20 protein-coding genes and 1 pseudogene are annotated in these 22,721 nt (G+C 70.4%); 11 read left to right on the top strand and 10 right to left on the bottom strand.

Annotated elements, in window-relative coordinates; genetic code table 11:
• Positions 1-118 precede the first annotated feature (118 nt).
• The 4 genes from paoC to J2850_RS25430 all read right to left on the bottom strand — a co-directional run bounded on the left by paoC (position 119) and on the right by J2850_RS25430 (position 4,968).
• A complete protein-coding gene (gene paoC / locus J2850_RS25445) occupies positions 119-2,332 on the bottom strand; it encodes an aldehyde oxidoreductase molybdenum-binding subunit PaoC (protein WP_209988231.1) in 2,214 nt (737 codons plus the stop codon).
• Positions 2,333-2,335: 3 nt separating this feature from the next.
• A complete protein-coding gene (locus J2850_RS25440) occupies positions 2,336-3,286 on the bottom strand; it encodes an FAD binding domain-containing protein (protein ID WP_209988229.1) in 951 nt (316 codons plus the stop codon).
• Complete coding sequence (gene paoA / locus J2850_RS25435; RefSeq protein ID WP_209988504.1) at positions 3,283-3,951, bottom strand: aldehyde dehydrogenase iron-sulfur subunit PaoA; 669 nt, start codon at positions 3,949-3,951, stop codon at positions 3,283-3,285. The genes J2850_RS25440 and paoA overlap by 4 nt, the downstream gene beginning before the upstream one ends.
• A gap of 363 nt (positions 3,952-4,314) precedes the next feature.
• Positions 4,315-4,968, bottom strand: a complete 654-nt coding sequence (locus J2850_RS25430) for a TetR/AcrR family transcriptional regulator (protein ID WP_209988227.1) — start codon at positions 4,966-4,968, stop codon at positions 4,315-4,317.
• A 137-nt stretch (positions 4,969-5,105) separates the two neighbouring features.
• Between J2850_RS25430 and J2850_RS25425 the strand changes: the two genes are divergently transcribed.
• Positions 5,106-6,725 (top strand): ABC-F family ATP-binding cassette domain-containing protein, encoded by a 1,620-nt coding sequence (locus J2850_RS25425; RefSeq protein WP_209988225.1) that lies wholly within the window; start codon positions 5,106-5,108, stop codon positions 6,723-6,725.
• 83 nt (positions 6,726-6,808) lie between these two features.
• On the opposite strand, the gene J2850_RS25420 is transcribed toward J2850_RS25425, so the two are convergent.
• Positions 6,809-7,705 carry a LysR substrate-binding domain-containing protein gene (locus tag J2850_RS25420; protein ID WP_209988224.1) on the bottom strand — a complete coding sequence of 299 codons (897 nt, stop codon included), beginning with the start codon at positions 7,703-7,705 and terminating at the stop codon, positions 6,809-6,811.
• 144 nt (positions 7,706-7,849) lie between these two features.
• On the opposite strand from J2850_RS25420, the gene J2850_RS25415 reads away from it, so the two are divergent.
• The 7 genes from J2850_RS25415 (at position 7,850) to J2850_RS25385 (ending at position 15,532) form a co-directional block, all read left to right on the top strand.
• Complete coding sequence (locus J2850_RS25415) at positions 7,850-9,070, top strand: MFS transporter (RefSeq protein ID WP_307354529.1); 1,221 nt, start codon at positions 7,850-7,852, stop codon at positions 9,068-9,070.
• 162 nt (positions 9,071-9,232) lie between these two features.
• Positions 9,233-9,994, top strand: coding sequence for an SDR family oxidoreductase (locus tag J2850_RS25410; RefSeq protein WP_209988219.1), 762 nt, complete (start codon positions 9,233-9,235; stop codon positions 9,992-9,994).
• A gap of 233 nt (positions 9,995-10,227) precedes the next feature.
• A complete protein-coding gene (locus J2850_RS25405) occupies positions 10,228-11,280 on the top strand; it encodes an ABC transporter substrate-binding protein (protein ID WP_209988215.1) in 1,053 nt (350 codons plus the stop codon).
• A gap of 4 nt (positions 11,281-11,284) precedes the next feature.
• Positions 11,285-12,145 carry an ABC transporter ATP-binding protein gene (locus J2850_RS25400; RefSeq protein WP_246513539.1) on the top strand — a complete coding sequence of 287 codons (861 nt, stop codon included), beginning with the start codon at positions 11,285-11,287 and terminating at the stop codon, positions 12,143-12,145.
• Positions 12,142-13,077: an ABC transporter permease gene (locus tag J2850_RS25395; protein WP_209988210.1), complete on the top strand. Its 936-nt coding sequence runs from the start codon at positions 12,142-12,144 to the stop codon at positions 13,075-13,077. Before J2850_RS25400 ends, J2850_RS25395 begins: the two co-directional genes overlap by 4 nt.
• On the top strand, positions 13,077-14,345 hold the full coding sequence (locus J2850_RS25390) for a threonine synthase (protein WP_211114027.1): 1,269 nt from the start codon (positions 13,077-13,079) through the stop codon (positions 14,343-14,345). Before J2850_RS25395 ends, J2850_RS25390 begins: the two co-directional genes overlap by 1 nt.
• Positions 14,342-15,532 (top strand): Ldh family oxidoreductase, encoded by a 1,191-nt coding sequence (locus J2850_RS25385; protein WP_209988207.1) that lies wholly within the window; start codon positions 14,342-14,344, stop codon positions 15,530-15,532. The genes J2850_RS25390 and J2850_RS25385 overlap by 4 nt, the downstream gene beginning before the upstream one ends.
• Before the next feature lie 90 nt (positions 15,533-15,622).
• On the opposite strand, the gene J2850_RS25380 is transcribed toward J2850_RS25385, so the two are convergent.
• On the bottom strand, positions 15,623-16,069 hold the full coding sequence (locus J2850_RS25380; RefSeq protein ID WP_246513537.1) for a winged helix-turn-helix transcriptional regulator: 447 nt from the start codon (positions 16,067-16,069) through the stop codon (positions 15,623-15,625).
• Between the two features lie 96 nt (positions 16,070-16,165).
• Here J2850_RS25380 and J2850_RS25375 point away from each other — a divergent pair, with 96 nt between their 5' ends.
• The 3 genes from J2850_RS25375 to J2850_RS25365 are packed head-to-tail and all read left to right on the top strand — an operon-like array spanning position 16,166 to position 19,221.
• The gene (locus J2850_RS25375; RefSeq protein WP_209988204.1) at positions 16,166-16,891 is read left to right on the top strand and encodes an SDR family NAD(P)-dependent oxidoreductase; all 726 of its coding nucleotides are present in this window, start codon (positions 16,166-16,168) and stop codon (positions 16,889-16,891) included.
• Between the two features lie 24 nt (positions 16,892-16,915).
• Entirely contained in the window at positions 16,916-18,139 is a 1,224-nt protein-coding gene (locus J2850_RS25370) for an alpha/beta hydrolase (RefSeq protein WP_209988201.1), read from the top strand.
• Between the two features lie 59 nt (positions 18,140-18,198).
• Positions 18,199-19,221, top strand: coding sequence for an NADP-dependent oxidoreductase (locus tag J2850_RS25365; protein ID WP_209988198.1), 1,023 nt, complete (start codon positions 18,199-18,201; stop codon positions 19,219-19,221).
• Positions 19,222-19,318: 97 nt separating this feature from the next.
• Here the strand turns inward: J2850_RS25365 and J2850_RS25360 are convergent, their stop codons facing one another.
• From J2850_RS25360 to J2850_RS25345, 4 genes and pseudogenes are all read right to left on the bottom strand, one after another.
• Positions 19,319-20,329 (bottom strand): C-terminal binding protein, encoded by a 1,011-nt coding sequence (locus J2850_RS25360; protein WP_246513535.1) that lies wholly within the window; start codon positions 20,327-20,329, stop codon positions 19,319-19,321.
• Positions 20,330-20,492: 163 nt separating this feature from the next.
• Complete coding sequence (locus J2850_RS25355) at positions 20,493-22,184, bottom strand: methyl-accepting chemotaxis protein (protein ID WP_209988191.1); 1,692 nt, start codon at positions 22,182-22,184, stop codon at positions 20,493-20,495.
• Positions 22,185-22,244: 60 nt separating this feature from the next.
• Positions 22,245-22,460, bottom strand: a complete 216-nt coding sequence (locus J2850_RS25350) for a hypothetical protein (protein ID WP_209988189.1) — start codon at positions 22,458-22,460, stop codon at positions 22,245-22,247.
• 98 nt (positions 22,461-22,558) lie between these two features.
• Positions 22,559-22,721, bottom strand: a pseudogene (locus J2850_RS25345) (acetyl-CoA C-acetyltransferase); the annotation flags it as partial.

The raw sequence follows: 22,721 nt of genomic DNA, 5'->3' as shown, positions 1-22,721 counted from the left end.
TAGCCTCCCCTTCGGTATTGCCTTTCGTCCAAGCAGGTTTTCCCAACTCGGCCCACGCATGGGCGGGCTCGGTGGGGAGCGGGGGTCCGGTCGACATCGCCTCCCCCGCTCCCGCAGCTCAGGTGACCGGCGGCATGCCGTCGAGCAGCTTGTCGAGCGTGACCGGGTAGTCCCGCACCCGCAAGCCGGTGGCGTTGTAGACGGCGTTGGCGATGGCGGCACCGACGCCGCAGAGGCCGAGCTCGCCGACGCCCTTGGCCTTCATCGGCGAGGACATCGGGTCGGTCTCATCCAGGAAGATCACCTCCTGGTGCGGGATGTCGGCATGCACGGGCACCTCGTAGCCGGCAAGGTCGTGGTTGACGAAGAAGCCGGTGCGGGTATCGACCGCCAGTTCCTCCATCAGCGCCGCGCCGACGCCCATGGTCATGGCGCCGATCACCTGGCTGCGCGCCGACAGCGGGTTCAGGATGCGGCCGGCGGCGCAGACCGCCAGCATCCGCCGCACGCGGACCTCGGCCGTGGCGGCATCGACGCCGACCTCGACGAAATGGGCGCCGAAGGTCGATTGCTGCGCCCGCTTGGCGATGTCGCCATACTCGATGCCGTCCTCTGCCGACAACCCGGCCTCGCCCGCCGCCTGGGCCAGCGGGACGCTGCGGTTGCCCGAGCGCACTTGGCCGTCGGCGAACTGCACGCCGGCAAGGTCGGGGGCAGAGTTGAAGCCGAGCTTCTGCGCCACCGCCTCGCGCAGCTTGACGCAGGCGGCATAGACGCCGGCGGTGGAGTTGTTGGCGCCCCATTGGCCGCCCGATCCGGCCGAGGCCGGATAGCCGGAATCGCCCAGCCGCACCACGACCTTGTCCAGCCCGACGCCCATCATCTCCGCCGCGGTCTGGGCGATGATGGTGTAGCTCCCGGTGCCGATGTCGGTCATGTCGGTCTCGACCGTCACCACGCCGCGGTTGTCGAGCCGGACCCGCGCCGCCGACTTGGTCAGCAGGTTGTTGCGGAAGGCGGCCGCCATGCCGATGCCGACCAGCCAGCGGCCGTCGCGGACCCGCGCCGGCTCGGCATTGCGCTTGCTCCAGCCGAAGCGCTCGGCCCCGGTGCGCAGGCACTGGACGAGCTGGCGCTGCGAGAAGGGGCGCTCGGGGTTCTCCGGGTCGACCTGGGTGTCGTTGAGGATGCGGAACTCCACCGGGTCGACCTTCAGGCGTTCCGCCATCTCGTCCATGGCGATCTCAAGCGCCATCAGGCCCGGCGCCTCGCCGGGCGCCCGCATGGCGTTGCCTTCCGGCAGGTCGAGATGGGCCAGCCGCAGCCCGGTCAGCCGGTTGGCGCCGGCATAGAGCAGGCGGGTCTGGTCGACCGCGGTTTCCGGCTTGCCGTCCTCCAGGTTGCCGGACCAGCTCTCATGCGCGATGGCGGTGATCCGGCCGTCCTGGCCGGCGCCGATGCGGATGCGCTGGATCGTCGCCGGCCGGTGCGTGGTGTTGTTGGCCATCATCGGCCGGGGAAGCGCCACCTTGACCGGCCGCCCGGCCTCGCGGGCGCCGAGCGCCGCCAGCAGGGTGTCGGCGCGCAGGAACAGCTTGCCGCCGAAGCCGCCGCCGATGAAGGGGGAAATCACGCGGACCTTCTCGCGCGGCATCTCCAGCGTCTTGGCCAGGTCGGCGGCGGCCCAGGCGATCATCTGGTTGGAGGTCCACACCGTCAGCCGGTCGCCCTGCCAGGCGGCGATGGTGGCGTGCGGCTCCATCATCATGTGGCTCTGGTCGGGCGTGGTGTAGGTCTCGTCCAGCTTGACCGGCGCCGCGTCGAAGGCGGCGGCGAAATCGCCGACGGTCTTGTCCTCCTTCTTCTGCTCGGGATCGTCGCCCATCGTCTCCCTGGCATGCGCCAGGTCGAAGGCGCCCTCGGCGCGCTCGTACTCGACATGGATGCGCTGGGCGGCGGCTCGGGCCTGCTCGAAGCTCTCGGCGACGACCAGGGCGACGGCCTGGTGGTAATGGTCGATCTCCGGCCCGCCGAGCAGCGGGGCGGCGTTGCGGTCGCCCTTGCCGAGCTTCCCGGCGTTGCCATGGGTGACGACGGCCAGCACGCCGGGCGCCGCCTTCGCCTCCTCCACCGCGATGGAGGCGATGCGGCCCTTGGCGATGGTGGAGGCGACCACATAGCCGTAGGCCTGGTTCGGCACCACGTCGTGCCGTTCGTAGGCGTAGGGTGCGGTGCCGGTGGTCTTCAGCGGCCCGTCGATGCGGCTGGTCGGCTTGCCGACCACCTTGAGCTGGTCGATCGGGTTGGTCGCGGCGGGGGTATCGAATTTCATGGCTCAGCCTTTCGCTTCGGCCAGGACCGAGCCGAGCGTGCGCTCGACCAGCGGCAGCTTGAAGGCGTTCTCGGGCGTCGGCGCGGCGCCGGCGAGCAATCGGGTCGTGACGGCCCTCGCGCCCTTGGGCAGCTCCGCGTCGGCCTCGGCGACGCGCCACGGCTTGTGCGCCACGCCGCCCAGCGCCACCCGCCCGCTGCCGTCGGGCTGCACGACCGCACCCACCGCGACCAGCGCGAAGGCGTAGGAGGCACGGTCGCGGACCTTGCGGTAGATGTGGGTGCCGCCGAGCGGCTGCGGCAGCGTCACCGCGGTGATCAGCTCGCCCGGCTCCAGGCTGGTCTCGATGTGCGGGGTGTCGCCGGGCAGGCGGTGGAAGTCGGCGATCGGGATGGCGCGGGTGGCGCCGTCGGGCCGCACGGTCTCCACCGTGGCGTCCAAGGCCAGCATCGCCACCGCCATGTCGCTGGGATGGGTGGCGATGCAGGACTCGCTGCCGCCGATCACCGCGAGCTGGCGGCTGAAGCCGCCGATGGCGGCGCAGCCGCTGCCGGGCTGGCGCTTGTTGCAGGGCTGCGCGGTGTCGTAGAAATAGGGGCAGCGGGTGCGCTGCAGCAGGTTGCCGGCGGTCGTCGCCTTGTTGCGCAACTGGCCCGAGGCGCCTGCCAGCAGCGCCCGCGACAGCAGCCCGTAGTCGCGCCGGACCCGCTCGTCGGCGGCGAGGTCGGTGTTGCGCACCAGCGCGCCGATCCGCAGCCCCCCGTCCGGCGTCGCCTCCATGCGGTCGAGCGACAGGCCGTTGACGTCGATCAGGTGGGCGGGCGTCTCGATCTCCAGCTTCATCAGGTCGAGCAGGTTGGTGCCGCCGGCGATGAATTTGGCGCCCGGGTTGCGCGCCGCCGCCGCCGCCGCCTCGGCCGGGCTGCCGGCACGCTCGTAGGTGAAGGGCCTCATGCCTGCCTCCCGGCAACCTCGGTGATCGCATCCACGATGTTGGAGTAGGCGCCGCAGCGGCAGATGTTGCCGCTCATGCGCTCGCGCAGCTCGTCGGCCGTGAACTGGGGCCGCGCCGTCAGATCGGCGCTCACATGGCTGGGGATGCCGGCCTCGATCTCCTTCAGCACGGCGACGGCCGAGCAGATCTGGCCCGGCGTGCAATAGCCGCACTGGTAGCCGTCATGCTTGACGAAGGCGGCCTGCATCGGGTGCATGGACTTGGGGTTGCCCAGCCCCTCGATGGTGGTGATGCTGTCGCCCTGGTGCATGACGGCCAGCGACAGGCAGGAGTTGATCCGCCGCCCGTCCACCAGCACGGTGCAGGCGCCGCATTGGCCATGGTCGCAGCCCTTCTTGGGGCCGGTCAGATGGACATGCTCGCGCAGGGCGTCGAGCAGCGTGGTCCGGGTGTCCAGCGTCAGGTCATGGGAGGTGCCGTTCACCGTGAAGGACACGGCCGAGGTCACCGGGGCAAGGTCCGGCTGCGGGACCGATTGCGGTGCAGCCGCTCCGACGACCGCCTCGGCAGGCATCGGAAAGGCACCTGCCGTCAACGCGACCGTGGCTGCCGTTCCCATCAGCAGCCCGCGGCGCGTCATCTCGAGGTCGCCGGGATTGATCATCACGCGCTTCCCTCCTGTTCGTCATGACAGCGTTCATCGTCCGGGCGTCCGCAGACGCCGGCGCATCTCCCACAAGCTAAGTCGATCGTCGCGCGCGATCAGCCCTCGCACGGTGATGGGGGCTATTCCCCCAGCCAATGAAACGAGTCCGGCATCAGGCCGTTATACGAGGTTGGGTTTGGTGCGGAGGCGGCGGACGGCCGGTGCGGGGGCAATGGTCTCGTTCCGACGCGACGCCGCGGATCCTGAGCCTCACCCCGGCCCCGCGGTCCGACCGCACCCGTCTTTCAGCTTCGCGGACGCATCCGATGGAGTTGCCACCGGGATCGACGCTCAGGCGGCGCGCGCGGGAGCGCGGCGGGCTCAGCCGTGCCCGCCGAAGGCGGTGGTGAACACGGCCCAACGCTCCGCAAACAGCCGGTCGGGAGACGGCGCATCGTCGTCGAGACGGAGGCGGTTGTTGGCGCCTTCCAGCAGGTCCACCAGGATCGCGCAGACCGCCGCCGGGTCGCCGGGCCGCAGGCCGCCCGCCGCCTGCGCGGACGCGACGGCCGCGACCAGCGGCTCCAGCGCGCCCTGCGACCAGGCCGCCAGCCGGGCGCGGAGCGTCGGCGAGACGGCCGCCTCGGCGCTGACGGACAGGTAGAAGGCGGCGTAGTCGCGCGATGATCCGATCTCGACATAGCGGAGCGCGGCGCGGCGGACTGCGTCGAGCGCTTCCGCCCCGCCATGGCCGCCGCCGCCGGCCGCCGTCGACAGGGCGTGGCGGAACCGGTCGATGTCGCGCGCGACGACGGCGTCAAGAAGCGCTGCCCGGTTTGGATAGCGGCGGTAGAGGGTGTGCTTGGAAACGCCGAGGCCGAGCACGATCTCCTCCATGCTGCTGTTGGCGATGCCCCTGCGGCAGAAGACGGACCGCGCCTCGTCCAGGATGCGCGCATCGATGGCGGCAGCCTGCTCCCTGGTCGGCCGTCCGCCGGGCTTGCGCGCGTTGGCTTCCCTGTCCAGCCCCGTCACCTTCGCCCCCTGGATTCCCGGTCAGCCACGATACCGCACGGCACGGCGAAGACAGCACAGTTGCGGTGCACTTGCCATCCATTCGATTTAACGGCACGATGTCGTGCTGATTTTCCCTGTCCCGCGAGGGTTGCCGCATGGCGTCCATCACCCTGACCGGCCTCTCCTGGTCGACGCCCGACGGCCGCAGCGTGCTGAACGGCCTAGACCTCGCCTTCGGCCGGGAGCGCGCCGGCCTCGTCGGGCGGAACGGCACCGGCAAGACGACGCTGCTGAAGCTCATCGCCGGGGAGCTTCAGCCGGCCACCGGCGGCGTCACGGTCAGCGGCTCGCTCGGCCTGTTGAAACAGACGGTCCGACCCGGCGCGCATGAAACGGTGGCCGGCCTGTTCGGTGCGGCCGCGGCGCTCGACCTCCTGCGGCGCGCCGAGGCCGGCGCGGCGAGCGCCGAGGATCTGGCCGAGGCCGACTGGACGCTGGCGGACCGCATCACCGCCGTGCTGGCGCGCCTCGGTGTCGACGCCGGCCCCGACACCCGGCTGACCGAGCTTTCCGGCGGCCAGCGGACGCGGGCCAGCCTCGCGGCGGCGGTGTTCGCCGCACCGGATTTCCTGCTGCTGGACGAGCCGACCAACAACCTCGACCGCTCCGGCCGCGAGGCGGTGATCGCGCTGCTCGAAAGCTGGCGGGCCGGCGCGATCGTGGTCAGCCACGACCGCGAGCTTCTCGACCGGATGGACGCCATCGTCGAGCTGACCTCGCTGGGTGCGACGCGTTACGGCGGCAACTGGACACGCTACCGCGAACGCAAGGCGACGGAGCTGGAGGCGGCGCAACAGGATCTGGCCCATGCCGGCAAGCAGGCGGCGGAGATCCGGCGCAAGGTGCATCTCGCGGCCGAGCGGAAGGATCGCCGCGACGCCGCCGGGACGCGCCGGGCGTCACGGGGCGACATGCCCCGCATCCTGCTGGGCGCACGAAAGAGCGGCGCCGAGGCCAGCCGGGGTGCCGGCGCCAAGCTCGCCGACCGCCAGCGCGCCGAGGCGGAGGCGGCGCTGGCGTCGGCACGGGCGCGCGTCGAGATCCTGCAGGAGCTGTCGGTGGCGCTGCCGCCCACCGGGCTTCCGGCGAACAGGACGGTTCTCCGGCTCGACGGCGTCACCGCCGGCCATGACCGCAGCCGGCCGGTGATCCGCGACCTGTCCTTCACCATCGAGGGGCCGGAGCGGGTCGCCGTCGTCGGCCCCAACGGATCGGGCAAGACGACGCTGGTGACGCTGGTCGCGGGCCGCCTCGCTCCCCTCCGCGGAACGGTGACCGTCGCGGTGGAGTGCGCCCTGCTGGACCAGCGGATGGAAATCGTCGATCCCGCGGCGTCGATCCTCGACAACTTCATGCGCCTCAATCCCGGCGCGACCGACAACGCCTGCCGGGCGGCGCTCGCCCGCTTCCTGTTCCGGGCGGACGCGGCGCTGCAGCGTGTGGGGACGCTGAGCGGCGGGCAGATGCTGCGCGCCGGCCTCGCCTGCACGCTGGGCGGGCCGCGGCCACCGGCGCTGCTGCTCCTCGATGAACCGACCAACCATCTGGACATCGAATCGATCGAGGCGGTCGAGGCCGGGCTGAGGGCCTATGACGGCGCGCTTCTGCTGGTCAGCCACGATGAGGCGTTCCTGGCCGCCGTCGGGGTCGACCGGCGGCTATACCTCGGTCCGCCGGAGGGGCAGCCGGTGGAACCGGCGGGATCATCGCGCTGACATCGCGCTGACGTGGCCCCGCCACGGATCGGCGGCGCCCCCGCCTGCCGCAGCCGGGAGGGGCCGGGGCTCCGCCCGATGGCTCACCGCGGTTCGCGCCCCTCGGCAGCAAGCCAATCGACGAAGCCGGCAGCCAGGTTTCCGGCATCGACCTGCCGGGGAATGATCGCAACGTAGCCGGTCCTCGGGACCCGGATCGCCGGCAGCGGCGTCATCAGCTTCCCGGCGGCGACGTCGATCTCCAGCATCGGCAACGGACCGATGCCGATGCCGAGCCCGTCCTCCACCGCCTGGCGCGTCACGAAGAAGTGATCGAAGATCCGGCGGGGACGTCCGGCAAGGTGCTGCAGCCCCGCGGCCTCCAGCCAGTCGGCCCAGTCGCCGGCGCGGGTTTCACTGGCGAGCAGGGCATGCTCCGCAATGTCGTCCGGCCTCAGGATCGGCCGGGACGCGAACAGCGCCGGGCTCATGATCAGCGTGTCGACATCGTCGAGCACCGGAACGACGCGATGCTGGGGCCAGTCGTCCGCGCGGGCCACCCCGCGCCGGATCGCCACGTCGACGCCGCCGCGCAGGTCCTCCAACACCGTCGAGACCGTCGTCACCGCAACCTCGACCTGCGGGTGGCCGGCGTGGTAGCCGCCGAGCCGCGGGATCAGCCAGCGCATCGCGAAGCTGGTCGGGGCGCTGACCCGCAGGATGCGGCGCGCACCGGGCCGGCCGCAGGCTTCCGCCGCGACAGCCAGACGATCGAACGACAGGCCGACCTCCGCGGCGAAAATCCTGGCCATCGGCGTCGCGACCATCCGGCGGCCGTCCTTCGCGAACAGCCTCTGCCCCAGCCAGCCCTCCAGCGTGGCGATCTGCCGGCTCACCGCGCCGTGGGTCAGGCCGAGCTCGGCCGCGGCCTCGGCATAGCTGCCCGTCCGGGCCGCGACCTCGAAGATGCGGAGGGCGTTCAGGGGAGGGAGGCGGCGCATCGAAAATCCGTGAGAAAAATGCACGGTATTGGTGAGGAAAAGCATACTAGTCGATGATTCCTCACGCGTATAGCATCCCTGCGTGCCGGGCCTTGCCGGGCAATGTCCATGGCCCTCCCGAGACTTGCGTGGAAGATGGACCCAGTGACGTCAAAGACCCAACGGAAGAGAAGCCTGACCGGCGCGTGCCTCGCCCACGCGCTCCATGACGGTTTCACTGATGGACTCTATGTCTTCCTGCCGGTTTGGCAGACACAGTTCGGCCTTTCCTATGCGGCACTCGCCGCCGTTCGTGCGCTCTACTATGCGACGATGGGAGGGCTGCAGATCCCGGCCGACCGGGCGCTGCGCGGCTTGTCGCCGCGGGCGGCCCTGGCCCTGTCGACCGTCCTGGCGTCGGCGGGCCTGCTGGTCATGGCGCTGCCGTTCGGCTTCGCCGGCCTTTGCATCGGCCTCGTCGTGGCGGGGATCGGATCGAGCATCCAGCACCCCTGCGGCTCGCTGCTCGTCACCGCCAGCTACGGCGATGCCCTGCGGCGCCCGCTCGGCATCTACAACTTCTCCGGCGATCTCGGGAAAGCCGCCCTGCCGGCAGTGATCGCGGTGCTGCTGCCGCTCCTCGCCTGGCAGCCGGTCCTGTGCCTGATGGCGGGGCTCGGGCTCGCCGTGTCGGTCGCCCTGGTGGCGATGGTGCCGGCAGTTCCCATTGCCAGGACCGAGGCGGCGGAAACCTCGTCCAACCGTGGCGGCGGCGGCTTCGCCATCCTCACGACGATCGGGGCGCTCGATACGGCGACGCGCATGGGCTACCTGCTGTTCCTGCCCTTCCTCATCCATGGACAGGGGGGAGACACGGGGACCGTCGGGATCGCACTCGCCCTGCTGTTCATCGGCGGCGCCTTCGGGAAGGCGACGTGCAGTTGGCTCGGGGACCGGCTCGGCGTCGTCGGGAGCGTCGTGGCGACCGAAAGCGCGACGGCCCTGCTGATCGCGGTGACGCTGGTCACCCCCCTGACGCCGACGCTGGTCCTGCTGCCGCTGCTCGGCATCGTGCTGAACGGCACCTCCTCGGTGCTCTACGGCACCGTGCCGGAGCTGTCCAAGGGCGATGCCGGCCGCGCCTTCGCGGTCTTCTACACCAGCGTCATCGGTTCCGGCGGCCTTGCGCCGATCCTCTACGGCGCGGTCGCCGATCACAGCAGCCAGACGGTCGGCGTGCTGGCCGCGGCGGCGACCGCCGCCGTGATCGTCCCGCTCGTCCTGACGCTGAAACCCCATCTGCGCCGATCCGGCGCGGAGCCGCTGGAGGCGGCAGCCCCATCCCGGCACCGCCCGCTGGAGCCGGTCCGCGACAGCCGGCCCTAGAGTGTGATCGTTTCAAGCGGTATCGCTTGAACCGTGAATCGCACGAAAGACCAAGAGCTTAGAGCCTGTCCGGCGCTTCAATAAGCACCGGACGGGCTCTGAGACGCCGGCCTCCGGCCGACCCCAGCCCTGGCCGCGCCACAAACAGGAAGGATCAACCGAATGGATAAGCTCACCGAAGCACCCGTCATCCTGGTCACGGGCGGAAGCCGCGGCATCGGCGCGGCCACCGCGCGGCTCGCAGCCAAGCAAGGCTACGACGTGGCGATCAGCTTCGTTTCCGACGAGGCCGCCGCCTTTGCGGTGGCGGCCGACGTGGAAGCCGCCGGGCGCCGCGCCCTGCCCATGCGCGCCGACAGCGCGGATCCGGAACAGGTCGCCCAACTGTTCGCCGCGATCGACCGCGAGTTCGGCCGGATCGACGTCCTGGTGAACAACGCCGCGATGCTGGCGAGGCAGTCCAGGCTGGAGGATCTCGGCTTCGAGCGGATGCAGCGCATCTTCGCGGTCAATTCGATCGGCCCGATCCTCTGCGCCCAGCAGGCGGCGCGGCGGATGTCCTACCGCCACAACGGGCGGGGAGGTGCGGTGATCAACGTCTCGTCGGCGTCGGCCCGGCTCGGCAGCCCGAACGAATATGTCGACTACGCCGCGTCGAAGGGCGCGGTCGAGACCTTCACCACCGGCTTCGCCAAGGAAGTCGCGCGTGAGGGGATCCGCGTCAACTGCGTCCGCCCCGGGCACATCTACACCGACATGCATGCCAGCGGCGGCGAGCCGGGACGGGTGGACCGCGTCAAGGAGTCGATCCCGATGGGACGGGGAGGCCAGGCCGAAGAGGTCGCGCGGGCGATCCTCTGGCTGGCTGGCGCCGGGGCCTCCTTCATCACCGGGACCTTCCTCGACGTCACCGGCGGCAAGTGAGGCACGGGGGGCGGGGTGATCCAGTCCCCGTCCCGGCAAGGCCCGGCACAGCGTCGCCCCCCGTGGGGCCGGCGCACCCCGGATGCAGAAGAGGCAACACCCAGCGGCCAGAATATCCAAACTGATTAGTAAAATTTGACCGGAGCGTCCTCCGATTTTACAGCGTTGACGTACAGGAAGAATCATGTTCCCCTAAAACATACTAGATTTATAGGTATGTGGGGAGCACCGCCATGGGACAACCAGGAAGCCCCGGACGCCGGGTCGCGGCCATCGCCAAGTGGGTGGCGGGTCCGGTGATGGCGGCGGCGATCGGGCTGCTGATGGCGACGGCCGTCGCGACCCCGGCTGCCGCCGAAGGGCGCATCCGCATCGCCGAGCAATATGGGCTGGGCTATCTGCCGCTGCATGTGCTGCGCCAGAACCAGTTGATCGAGAAGCATGGCAAGGCGCTCGGCGTCGACGTCACGGTCGAGTGGGTGCAACTGTCCGGCGGGGCGGCGATGAACGACGCGCTGCTGTCGGGCAGCATCGACCTCGGGTCGGCCGGCGTCGGTCCGTTGCTGACCATCTGGGACCGCACCAAGGGGAATGCCGACGTCAAGGCGATCGCCTCGCTGAACGACATGCCGCTGTTCCTCACCACCAGCAATCCCAAGGTCACCACGCTGAAGGACTTCACCGACGCCGACAAGATCGCGCTGCCGGCGCCGAAGGTCGGGGTGCAGGCGCGGGTGCTGCAGATGGCGGCGGAAAAGGAACTGGGCGCCGGCAGGTTCGACGCGCTGGACAAGCTGACCGTCGCCCTGCCCCATCCGGACGCCACGGCCGCGCTGCTGTCGGGCAGCGGCGGCATCACCGCCCACCTCTCCGGCCCGCCCTTCCAGTACCAGCAGCTCGACGACCCGAAGATCCACCGGGTCTTCAGCTCCTACGACGTGCTGGGCGGCCCGCACAGCTTCAACCTGATCTGGAGCAAGCAGTCCTTCCGCGACGGGAATCCCAAGACCTACAGGGCGTTCCTCGACGCGCTGAAGGAGGCGATGGACTACATCAACAGCAATCACGAGGGGGCGGCCGACGCCTACCTGGCGCAGAACAAGGGCAGCCTCGACCGCGCCTACGTCCTGCGCCTGCTGCAGGACCCCGACATCCGCTTCACGGTCACCCCCAACCGCACCGAGGCCTTCGCCGACTTCATGTACAAGGTCGGCGCGATCAGGAACAAGCCGGCCTCCTGGAAGGACTATTTCTTCGACGACCTCCATGGCGAAACCGGGAGCTGACGCGATGAACGCGCTGACCTTTCCGCAGGGCATCGACACCGCGGGGGCGTCGGAGCGCCCGCTGCTCGACGTGTCGGGCGTGACCCTGCAGTACAAGACGCGCCGCCACCTGGTGACCGCGACCTACCGGGTCGATTTCCAGGTGTTCCAGGCCGAGCGCTATATCCTGCTCGGGCCGTCGGGCTGCGGCAAGTCCTCGCTGCTGAAGGCGGTCGGCGGCTTCCTGCAGCCGGTGGAGGGCGCGATCCGCCTGAACGGCCGCAAGGTGACCCGCCCCGGTCCCGACCGCATGATGGTGTTCCAGGAGTTCGACCAGCTCCCGCCCTGGAAGACGGTCAAGCAGAACGTCATGTTCCCGCTGCTCGCCAGCGGCAAGGCCGGTCGGCGCGAGGCGGAGGAGAAGGCGCTCGATTGCATCGCCCGGGTCAACCTGACGAAGTTCGCCGACGTCCACCCGCACATGCTGTCCGGCGGCATGAAGCAGCGCGTCGCCATCGCGCGGGCGATGGCGATGGAGCCCGACATCCTGCTGATGGACGAACCCTTCGCCGCGCTGGACGCGCTGACCCGCCGCAAGATGCAGGAGGAGCTGCTCGCGCTGTGGGACGACCTGCGCTTCACCGTGCTGTTCGTCACCCACTCCATCGAGGAGGCGCTGGTCGTGGGGTCGCGCATCCTGGTGCTGTCGCCACATCCCGGACAGGTGAAGGCCGAGCTGAACTGCGCCGTCCACGACCACGGGTCGGTCGGCGGCGCCGAGTTCCAGGCATTGGCCAACCGCATCCACACCATGCTGTTCGCCGAGGATGTCGAGGGAGCCGTCACGGACGGCGTGTCGGACGCGGCGGCGGGAGGAACCCGATGACCGACCTGTCCTATTCTCCCCGCTCTCCCGGCCGCACCGCCGGCCGCCCGCCGGCGACGGCGGTGCGGCGCGAGCCGCCGGTACGGCCGGAGTACGAGCGCGCCGTGGCCGCCACCGGCCCGATCGGCGACGTCGCACGGCCGCTGTCGTTGTGGGAGCGGCTCGGCAACGTCGCCGCGCTGCGCCGGCTGGTCATCCTGGCGGCGATCGCCGCGCTGTGGCAGGCCCTGGCCGGCTGGCAGAACAACCCGCTGATGTTCCCGACCTTCACCGCCACCATGGCGGCGCTGTGGGACGGCATCCGCAGCGACGGGCTGCCGGCAATGGCCTGGACCTCGCTGGCGGTGCTGCTGAAGGGCTACGCGGTGGCGGTGGCGGCGGCCGTCCTGCTGACCGCGGTGGCGGTGACCACGCGGGTCGGCAACGACCTGCTGTCGACCCTGACCTCGATGTTCAACCCGCTGCCGGCAATCGCCCTGCTGCCGATCGCCATGCTGTGGTTCGGACTGGGCGAGGTGAGCCTGATCTTCGTGCTGGTGCACGCGGTGCTGTGGCCGCTGGCGCTGAACACCCATGCCGGCTTCACCTCGGTGTCGGAGACGCTGCGGATGGCCGGGCGCAACTACGGCCTGTCGGGGCTGCGCTACGTCCTGACGCTGCTGATCCCGGCGGCCTTCCCGGCGATCCTGACCGGCCTGAAGGTCGGCTGGGCCTTCGCCTGGCGCACGCTGATCGCCGCCGAGCTGGTGTTCGGCGTGTCGTCGGGCAAGGGCGGGCTCGGCTGGTTCATCTTCCAGAACCGCAACGAACTCTACATCGACAAGGTCTTCGCCGGCCTCGTCACCGTCATCCTGATCGGCCTTCTGGTCGAGAACGTCGTCTTCCGCTGGATCGAAGTTCACACGGTCCGCAAATGGGGCATGGTCCGCTGATGGCATTCGCCGACATCAATCCGGTGCGCTTCGATTCGAACCTGACCGTCGAGCGCCCGACCTTCGTCACCCACCTGGAATGCGCCTATACCGGCGAACGGTACGAGGCCGACACCGTCCACAACCTGTCGCGTGCCGGCAAGCCGCTGCTGGTCCGCTACGACCTGGCCGGGGTGAAGCATGCGCTGACCAAGGGCTCGCTGTCGGAACGCCCGCAGGACCTGTGGCGCTACCGCGAGCTGCTGCCGGTCCGCCGCATCGAGGACATCGTCAGCCTGGGGGAGGCGGTGACCCCGCTGGTGCCGCTGCCCCGCCTCGCCCGGAAACTGGGCGCGGCGGAGCTGCTGGTGAAGGACGAGGGCCGGCTGCCGACTGGGTCGTTCAAGGCGCGCGGGCTGGTAATGGCGGTGTCGATGGCCAAGGCCTTCGGCATCACCCACATGGCGATGCCGACCAACGGCAACGCCGGTGCGGCGCTGGCCGCCTACGCGACGCGCGCCGGCATCCGCGCCACCATCTTCTGCCCGGCCGACACCCCGGAGGTGAACGTCTCGGAGATCGAGCTGCAGGGCGCCACCGTCTACCGCGTCAACGGGCTGATCGACGATTGCGGCAGGATCGTCGGCGAGGGCAAGGCCGAAGCCGGCTGGTTCGACGTCTCCACCCTCAAGGAGCCCTACCGGATCGAGGGCAAGAAGACGATGGGGCTGGAGCTGGCGGAGCAGCTCGGCTGGGAGGTGCCGGACGTCATCTTCTACCCCACCGGCGGCGGCACCGGCCTGATCGGCATGTGGAAGGCGTTCGACGAGCTGGAGGCCATCGGCTTCATCGGGTCCAAGCGCCCACGCATGGTGGCGGTGCAGGCGGCCGGCTGCGCGCCGATGGTCCGGGCCTGGGAACAGGGGGAGGAGCACGCCCCACGGTGGCCGGACGCCCACACCATCGCGTCGGGCATCCGCGTGCCGCAGGCGGTCGGCGATTTCCTGATCCTGCGGGCGGTGCGCGACAGCGGCGGCTTCGCCATCGCCGTACCGGACGAGGCGATCCAGGCGGCCCTGACCGAGGTGGCGCGCGAGGAGGGCTTCCTGCTCTGCCCTGAGGGAGCGGCGACCTACGCCGCCTACCGGCAGGCGCTGGCCGACGGGCGGGTCGGCCCGGAGGAGCGGGCGGTGCTGTTCAACTGTGCCAGCGGGCTGAAATACCCGCTGCCGCCGGTGGACCGCGTGCTCGACCGCACCAAGCCGATCGACTACGCGGCCTTCCGATGAGCCCCCTTCCCGGGAGCCGCCCCCTGTTCCGGCACGGCAGGCTGGTCGCCCTGCTCGACGCCATCCTCCGCCGCAGCGGCAGTTCGGCGGAGGAGGCGGCGATCGTCGCCGCCAACCTGGTGGAGGCCGACGCGCGCGGCCACGCCAGCCACGGCGTCTGCCAGATCGCGGTCTATGCCCGCAGCCTGGAGCTGGGCCACCTCCAGCCCAACCGCCATGCCCGCGTCCTGCGCGACGCCCCGCCCTTTCTGGCGGTGGACGGCGACGTCGGCTATGGCCAGGTGATCGCGCGCGAGGCGACGGACATGGCGATCGCGCGGGCCAGGGCCGGCGGCGCCTGCATCCTGTCGCTGCGCAACGCCCACCACATCGGCCGGGTCGGCGCCTATGGCGAGCAATGCATCGCCGCCGGGCTGATCGGCATCTTCTTCGTCAATGTGGTCAGCCGGCCGCTGGCGGCCCCCCACGGCGGCGGGCGCCCGCGGCTGGGCACCAACCCCATCTGCATCGCCGTGCCCGGGTCTGGTTTATCGGGGTCTGGCGTATCGGGGCCGGGCATGCCGCGGGCGGCGGGCGGCGGAAGCGGGCGCGCGCCCTTCCTGCTGGATTTCGCCACCAGCGCCGTCGCCGCCAACAAGTGCCGGGTCGCCGCCGCGATGGGCAAGCCGGTGGAGGATGGCCTGTTGCTCGACCCCGACGGCCGGCCGACCCGCGATCCGGGCGTGATGTTCAGCGAGCCGACCGGGGCGATCCTGCCCTTCGGCGGCCAGACCTCCGGCCACAAGGGCTACGGGCTGGCGCTGGCCTGCGAGATCCTGGCCGGCGCGCTCGCCGCCGGGCTGCCCGCCCTGCCCGTCAACCTGCGGCCGGGCCGGGTGGTGAACAACGCCCTGGCCTTCGTCATCGACCCGGCGCGGGCCGCCGCGCCGGAGGGCGGGATCGCCGGTGCGGACGGGTCCGGTACGGCAGCCGGATGGCAGGCGCTGAGCGACGCCGTGCTGGACTATGTGACCGAAACCCCGCCCGTGCCGGGCGGAGCCGGCGTGCGGGTTCCGGGCGAGCCGGAACTGCGCCACCGCGAGGCGGCCCTGCGCGACGGCATCGCGCTCGACCCCGACACGGTGGCGGCGCTGCACCGGATCGGCGGCGGGCTCGGGCTGGACGTGCCGGCGCTGTTGGCGGGGTGAGCGGAGCCAAGGCGCGCTTGGCTTCGCTCCATCAGTGATGCGGCATCAGTGATGCGGCCAGGCGCACGACCCCATTCCCGGCCGGGACCATCACGCTCCCCGCTGTCCAGGCAATGAACCCTCTTCCTTGACCCCGCAGTCCCTTCTCAATCCATCATAGGCAAGTTGCGCCTCCGCCAGCTTCGCCCCGTTGGCGAGTGACCAGTTGTAGAGCGCGGAGAAGGGCTCGCGCAGCGAGGCGCCAAGAGCCGTGATCGTGTACTCGACGCCGACCGGCTGCGTTGGGAGTATTTTGCGGCTGATGAGGCCGTTGCGCTCCAACCGCTTCAGCGCATCCGACAGCGCCTTGTGGGTGATGCCATCCAGGCGCCGTTTCAGGTCGTTGAATCGCGCCGGCTGCGTGCACAGGACGCTGAGGATCAGCACCGACCATTTGTTGGCGATCTGTTCGAGGATGGGCCGCGTCACAGCCACGTCGAGCGGCAGTTCGAGGGCATCAGCGGGCATGCAATCGGCGGGCATGGAATTAGCGGGCATGGGTATACGCCTCCATATCTAGGCACTATCAGGTGCGTTCTTGTGCCTAGATATAGGAATGATACCTGTATGTCATCACCAGCGATGTGAGGACATATGGACAGGCTTTCAGGGAAGATCGCGGTCGTCGTCGGCGGCCATGGCGGCATCGGCGGCGCCATCGCGCAGCGCTTCGCAGCGGAGGGCGCCACCGTCTATGCGACCAGCCGACGTGCCGAAGAGGGCGACGCCGGCCACGGTGCCGGCACGCTGCGCGCGCGTCGCGTCGACGCTTCCGACGTGACGGCGCTCGCCGCCTTCTTCGAGGCGGTGCGCAGCGAGGCCGGACGGGTGGACGTGCTCGCCGTCAGTGCCGGGCTTGCCGAGGTCGCGACCCTCGACGCGATCGGCGAGGATCATTTCGACCGGACGTTCGGCCTCAACGTGCGCGCGCTCCTGTTCGCCACCAAGGCTGCGACCGCGATCATGCCGGACGGCGGCTCGGTGGTGCTGGTGGGCTCGATCGCCGACAGGATCGGCACCAAGGGCTATGGCGTCTACGGTGCGACCAAGGCGGCGGTGCGCTCGTTGGCGCGCACCTGGGCCAACGAGCTTGCCCCCCGCAACATCCGCGTCAATGTCGTGGCGCCGGGACCGACCGACACCGCCATGATGGCGGCGGCGTCCGACGAGGTGCGCGGGACGCTGACGACGCTGATCCCGCTCGGCCGCATGGGCCGGACCGACGAGGTGGCCGCCGCCGCGCTGTTCCTCGCCAGCGAGGAAGCGAGCTTCATCACCGGGGCCGAGCTGCCGGTCGATGGCGGCATGGCGCAGGTCTGATCCCGGCCAACAGGAAAACGCACCATGACCCGTTCCCTGTTGCAGGCGGTTCGGCCCCTGGCCGCCGCCTTCCTCGCCGTCGCGCTCGGCGCCACCGGCCTGTCGCCGGTTGCGGCGGCCGACGCCGGCCCGTCGCCGATCGCGCTGCGGTCGGTGACGGCGCAGCCGGCGGTCCCTGGCGTCGACGCCGATATCCGACTCCTGCACCACACCATGCCCGGGGTCGGTGGACGGCCGGTGCCGGCCACCACGCTGCTGCTGACGCCGAAGGGCGAGCCCCCGGCGGGTGGCTGGCCGATCGTCGCCTGGGAGCACGGCACCACCACCCCGGGACAGAAGACGTGCGCGCCGAGCCAGACCCCCGAACTGGACGGCGGCCTGACCCGCGACGGGTTCAAGAGCGATTATTCCTGGCAGATCGGCCGGTTCATCGGCGCGGGCTATGCCGTGGTCGCGCCCGACCTCGAAGGGCTTGGCCCCGACGCGACCACCCCGTACCCCTATTACAGCCTGTCGAGCCTAGCCCGCTCGCTGATCGCAGGCGTCATGGCGGCGCGCGCGGCGGAACCGCGCCTGTCGGACCGCTGGGCGGCCGTCGGCCATTCGGATGGCGGCCACGGCGTTCTCGGCGTCGAGGCACTGGCGGGGGAAGCGACCGGTCTTGCCTTCGCCGGCACGGTCGCGTCGGCGCCCTACGTCGCGATCGAGGCCCACGCCGCGCGCTTCGGAGCGGATGGCAAGGCTGCGCCGAACGAAGCGGCGGCGCATCAGGGCCTGATGATGCAGCAGTTCCAAGGCGCGCTGATGGCGACCGGCCTGACGGTCACGCAGCCATCCTTCGATGAGGCGGCGATCATGGGATCGGATCTTGCCGCGACCCTGCCGCGCTTCCGGTCGCTCTGCTCGGTTGCGGCAATCGGCACGATTGACGCGGCGGTCAAGACGAAGGGCAAGGCCTTCGAGGGGTTGAAGGCCGATTGGGCCAGCCAGCCGCAGATGCACGCCTTCCTGGCCGCCAACGATCCTGCGGTGACGCCGGGCTACACGTTGCGCCAGCCCGCCCTGATCGTCCAAGGCAAGGCCGACCCGTTCGTACTTGAAACGCTTCAGACGCAGTTCGCCGACAAGCTGAAGGCCGGCGGTGCGCCGCTTACCTACAAGGTCTACGACGGCGCGGACCACTTCAGCGTCATCCGCCGGGCCGACGCCGACGTGCTGGACTTCCTGCGCCAACAGTTCGCCCGCTGATCGCCAGCGCGCCGGCTCCTCGGAGCCGGCGCATCGTCCCACCCGCAAGGAGGCCATCCATGACCGAAACCCTCAACCGACAGGTACACCTTGTCAGGAGGCCGCAAGGCGCGCCGGTGCCCGACGACTTCCGCATCGTGGACCACCCTTTGCCGGTGCCCGGCGAGGGCGAGCTGCTGCTGCGCAACCTCTACCTGTCGCTCGATCCCTACATGCGCGGCCGGATGAACGACAGCCGCGACTCCTACGCCCCGCCCTATGCGCTGGACGCGCCGCCGGGCGGCGGGACGGTGGCGCGGGTGGTCCGGTCGCTCGCCGACGGCTTCGCCGAAGGTGACTTGGTGGTCACGCCCGACGGGGGCTGGCAGACCTTTGCGATATCGGACGGGGCCGGGCTGCGCCGCCTTCCCCACGACATGGCGCAGCCGTCACAGGCCCTGGGCGTCCTGGGCATGACCGGCTTCACGGCATGGTGGGGGCTGACGGCGATCGGGCGGCCGCAGGCCGGTGAAACGCTGGTGGTGTCGGCGGCGGGGGGCGCCGTCGGCTCCGTGGCCGGCCAGGTTGGCCGTCTCCTGGGTTGCCGCGTCGTCGGCATCGCGGGCGGCGCCGGCAAATGCCGTCAGGTTGTGGAGGAGTTTGGCTTCGACGACTGCCTGGACTATCGCGCGCCCGACCTTGCCGGCCGGCTGCGCACAGCCGCGCCCGATGGCGTCGATATCTACTTCGAGAATGTCGGCGGTGCCATCCGCGAGGCCGTCTGGCCGCTTCTCAACAATGACGCGCGCGTGCCCGTTTGCGGGCTGGTGTCGGGCTATAACGGCGTCACGGAGGGCGCAGGCAGCATCCACGCCTTGCTCATGTCCCTGATCGTCAAACGCATCCGCCTCCAGGGCTTCTTGAACGCCGATCACCTCGACAGCTTTCCGGATTTCGAGCGGCAGATGCGGGGCTGGCTCGATGCCGGCCAACTCCGTGCGCACGAAACGATCGTGGACGGGTTGGATCGGGCCCCCACCGCCTTCGCCGGGCTGTTCGAAGGACACAACACCGGCAAGCTGGTGGTCAGGCTGCCGGACTGAGCCGGTCACATGGCACAGCGGGGCGGCGACGGGCAGCGCAGGAGTGTGAGGCACGTCTCAAGCTATACCGCTTGAGATGTGACTCACACGGAGGACCCTAGTCGCGGATGCGGTTGCGCAGCGTGCCGTCCTCCAGGAACAGGCGCACCGTCTCGGCGGCGTTGCGGCGCATCTCGATCGCCGCCTCGTCGGAATGGAAGGCGTTGTGCGGCGTCACCACCAACCGGCCGGCCAGCCATGCCTCCCGCGACCGCCAGGCGTCGAGCAGGGGGTGAGGGGCCGGCGGCTCCACCGGCAGGACGTCGGTGCCGACCGCCGCCAGATGGCCGCTGCGCAGCGCCCGTTCCAGCGGATCGAGCCCGGCGAACAGCTCGCCGCGCGCAGTGTTGACCAGGATGGCGCCCGGCTTCATCGCCGCAAGCATCCGGTCGTCCAGCAGGCCGCGCGTCTCGGCGTTCAACGGGCAGTGGAAGGTGACGATGTCCGAGTCCGCCAGCAGGTCCGCCAGACGGCGGACGCGGCGGTAGCCGACCGCCTTCTCGTGCCCGGCCGGCTGCTGCGGGTCGTAGCCGAGGATGCGGTGGCCGAAGCCCTTCAGGCGGTTCACCACGGCGGTGCCGATGCGTCCGACGCCCACCACCCCCACGGTGGCGGCGGTCGACCGGCGGAGCGGCGTCAAGGTGTTGGCCTGCCAGGTGGCGCCGTAGGAGCGGGCACGGGCGTCATGCTCCCACAGCCGCCGCTGCAGCGACAGGATGAGGGCGACGGCATGGTCGGCCACCTCCTCGGTCCCGTAGTCGGGGTTGTTGCAGAACGGGATGCCGGCCGCCTCCAGGGCCGCGACGTCGACGCGGTCGTAGCCGACGCCGAAGCGGACGACGATGCGGCAGCGCTTCAGCCGCTCCACGGTGGCCGGGCCGATGCGGGTGCTCCAGACCAGGAGCGCATCCAGGCGGGCCAGCCGCTCCGGATCGAGATCCTCCTCCCGCCGGCAGTCGAGGAAATCGACCTCGGCGATGCCGTCGAGGACCGCGGCCTCCAGGTCGGGCGGCGGGATCATGTGGTCGGTGATGCCGACGACGAACCGCTCCGCTTGCGCCTGCCGCATTCCCGCCGCTCCCGCCATGGTGAATGAAGGTGGTCAGCGGATTTTCCACCAACCATGCGGGTTTGATAGACGGAATTTCATATCTGTTCAATAGAGATATGGGACGGCCCCGAACCCGCCGGATTGCCGCCAGGTGGTCAGCCCGGCGGCAATGGGCGGGTGGTCAGGCGGCGCGGATCTCCTCGATGAAGGCGGCGACCTCGCGTTTCAGCAGGGACGCCCGGTCCGCGAGCGTCGCGGCCGACCTCATGACCTCCTGGGTGGCGTCGCCGGTTTCACGCTCGGCGCGCTGGATGTCCAGGACGTTGCGGGAAACCTCGGTGGTGCCGATCGCCGCCTGCTGGGCGTTGCGGCTGATCTCGGCGGTGGCGGCACTCTGCTGCTCGACCGACGAGGCCATCTCGGCGGTCGAGCGGTCGATGTGGTCGACCTGCCCGATGATGCCGCGCATCGCCTCCACCGTGCGGTCGGACGCCGCCTTCACCGTGCCGATCTGCAGGCCGATCTGCTCGGTCATCGCATGGGTCTGGCTCGCCAGGTTCTTCACCTCGCTCGCCACCACGGCGAAGCCCTTGCCGGCGTCGCCGGCACGCGCCGCCTCGATGGTGGCGTTCAGCGCCAACAGGTTGGTCTGCGAGGCGACGGCGTTGATCGACGCCACGATCTGGTCAACCTGGTCGATCGCCGCGGAGAGCGCGTCGATGTGCGCGCGCACCTGCTCGGCACCCTGGGCGGTCGATTTCGACCGCTGGGCCGCCTGCGCCACGCGCGAGGACAGGTCGCTGATCGCCGTCGACATCTCTTCGGCGGCCGCGGCGACCGTCTGCACGTTGACCGAGGCCTGTTCCGAGGCGGCGGCGACGACGGTGCATTCGCGCTCCACCCGGTCGACGGCACCCGACACCTGCGCGGCGGTCGCCTGGAAGCCGGTGGCGGACTCGCTGACCTGATCCACGATGCGGCAGACGGTGGCCTCGAAGCGGGCTGCCAGGTCCAGCATCGCGGCACGCTTGTCGGCCGCCGCCTGCGCCGCCGCGTCATTCCGTTCGCGCTCCATCTGGTGGGTGCGCAGGATGTTGGCCTTGAACACCTCCAGGGTGCGGGCCATGCCGCCGATCTCGTCGCGCCGCGAAGAATCCGAAACCTCGGCATCCATGTCCTGGGCGGCCAGCCGCAGCATCACGCCATGCACGCGCGACAGCGGGCGCGTCACGCTGCGGGCGACCGCCCAGCCGAGCAGCAGTGCCAGGGTCGACAGCCCGGCGACCACCAAGCCGAAGACGGTCATCATGCCGGCGAAGGCCGACCGCAGGTCGTCGGTGTAGACGCCGGTGCCGATGACCCAGTCCCACGGCTTGAAATGGACGGAGTAGGCCAGCTTCTCGTAGGTCGGCCCTTTGGGATCGTTGGGCCGCGGCCATTCGTAGGTGACGAATTCCGGCACCGGCGCCAGGGCGCCGCGCACGGCCTCGCGGATGACGTAGACGCCGTTGCGGTCGCGGATCTCCGCGCCGCTCTTGCCGATCAAGGCGGGGTTGGCGTGCATGACGCTGATGATCTGCGACGTCCAGATCCAGAGATACTCGCCGTCGGCGTAGCGCATGGCGCCGATCGCGGTCTTCGCGCGGTCCTTCGCGTCCTCCTCGCTCATCGCGCCGTCCTGTGCCAGCTTGTAAAAGCGCGCGGCGATGCCTTCCGCGCTCTCGGCGATGAAGCGGACGCTGTTCATCCGCTGCTCGACAAGCGCACGATTGACGAAATGGCCGCCGACCGCCGCCACCAGACCGGCGGCGATGATCGACAGCGAGGCGAGGAATCCGATCCGCCACCGCAGCGGCAGTTCCGACAAGCGCATGATTTCCGACTTTCCTGTTCCCGGCCCTCTTCCCGACCCTCTTGCGGGACCGGCCGGACGTTACGAAGCGCTGGCCACGCCAGACACGATGCTGGTGACCGCCTCGACAATTCCCTGATCCGGAGAATGGACCCGGCTCACTTCGTTGAAGGCGGCGATCTCGGCATGGCTGACGTGGCTGAAATGCTCCGCCGCCCGCAGGGCCGCGGTCTGGGCGTCCGCGGCGTCGGCAACGGCGATGCGGAGGGTGATGGAGACGTCGATAACCTGGGACATGTTGCAATTCTCCGATAGTGCACAAATGGTCGCGGCCCGCTCCCTGCCATAACCGGCGGCCATAACCGGCGGCAGCGCGCGGACCGCAGGGTTTCCGGTCAAGCGCGCTCGACGCAGAGGGCGACGCCCATGCCGCCGCCGATGCACAGGGTGGCGAGGCCCTTGCCGGCGCCACGGCGCTGCATCTCGTGCAGCAGGCTGACCAGGATGCGGGCGCCCGACGCGCCGATGGGGTGGCCGAGCGCGATGGCGCCGCCGTTG

The sequence above is a fragment of the Azospirillum picis genome (assembly GCF_017876115.1).
Lineage (GTDB): Bacteria > Pseudomonadota > Alphaproteobacteria > Azospirillales > Azospirillaceae > Azospirillum > Azospirillum picis.
This window is presented reverse-complemented; position numbering and strand designations above follow the sequence as displayed.

Bases quoted from the DNA above. Each gene is read 5' to 3' on its own strand.
- paoC (WP_209988231.1), bottom strand. From the start codon at position 2,332: ATGAAATTCGATACCCCCGCCGCGACCAACCCGATCGACCAGCTCAAG.
- J2850_RS25440 (WP_209988229.1), bottom strand. From the start codon at position 3,286: ATGAGGCCCTTCACCTACGAGCGTGCCGGCAGCCCGGCCGAGGCGGCG.
- paoA (WP_209988504.1), bottom strand. From the start codon at position 3,951: ATGATCAATCCCGGCGACCTCGAGATGACGCGCCGCGGGCTGCTGATG.
- J2850_RS25425 (WP_209988225.1), top strand. From the start codon at position 5,106: ATGGCGTCCATCACCCTGACCGGCCTCTCCTGGTCGACGCCCGACGGC.
- J2850_RS25420 (WP_209988224.1), bottom strand. From the start codon at position 7,705: ATGCGCCGCCTCCCTCCCCTGAACGCCCTCCGCATCTTCGAGGTCGCG.
- J2850_RS25410 (WP_209988219.1), top strand. From the start codon at position 9,233: ATGGATAAGCTCACCGAAGCACCCGTCATCCTGGTCACGGGCGGAAGC.
- J2850_RS25405 (WP_209988215.1), top strand. From the start codon at position 10,228: ATGGGACAACCAGGAAGCCCCGGACGCCGGGTCGCGGCCATCGCCAAG.
- J2850_RS25400 (WP_246513539.1), top strand. From the start codon at position 11,285: ATGAACGCGCTGACCTTTCCGCAGGGCATCGACACCGCGGGGGCGTCG.
- J2850_RS25395 (WP_209988210.1), top strand. From the start codon at position 12,142: ATGACCGACCTGTCCTATTCTCCCCGCTCTCCCGGCCGCACCGCCGGC.
- J2850_RS25390 (WP_211114027.1), top strand. From the start codon at position 13,077: ATGGCATTCGCCGACATCAATCCGGTGCGCTTCGATTCGAACCTGACC.
- J2850_RS25385 (WP_209988207.1), top strand. From the start codon at position 14,342: ATGAGCCCCCTTCCCGGGAGCCGCCCCCTGTTCCGGCACGGCAGGCTG.
- J2850_RS25380 (WP_246513537.1), bottom strand. From the start codon at position 16,069: ATGCCCGCTAATTCCATGCCCGCCGATTGCATGCCCGCTGATGCCCTC.
- J2850_RS25375 (WP_209988204.1), top strand. From the start codon at position 16,166: ATGGACAGGCTTTCAGGGAAGATCGCGGTCGTCGTCGGCGGCCATGGC.
- J2850_RS25370 (WP_209988201.1), top strand. From the start codon at position 16,916: ATGACCCGTTCCCTGTTGCAGGCGGTTCGGCCCCTGGCCGCCGCCTTC.
- J2850_RS25365 (WP_209988198.1), top strand. From the start codon at position 18,199: ATGACCGAAACCCTCAACCGACAGGTACACCTTGTCAGGAGGCCGCAA.
- J2850_RS25360 (WP_246513535.1), bottom strand. From the start codon at position 20,329: ATGCGGCAGGCGCAAGCGGAGCGGTTCGTCGTCGGCATCACCGACCAC.
- J2850_RS25355 (WP_209988191.1), bottom strand. From the start codon at position 22,184: ATGCGCTTGTCGGAACTGCCGCTGCGGTGGCGGATCGGATTCCTCGCC.
- J2850_RS25350 (WP_209988189.1), bottom strand. From the start codon at position 22,460: ATGTCCCAGGTTATCGACGTCTCCATCACCCTCCGCATCGCCGTTGCC.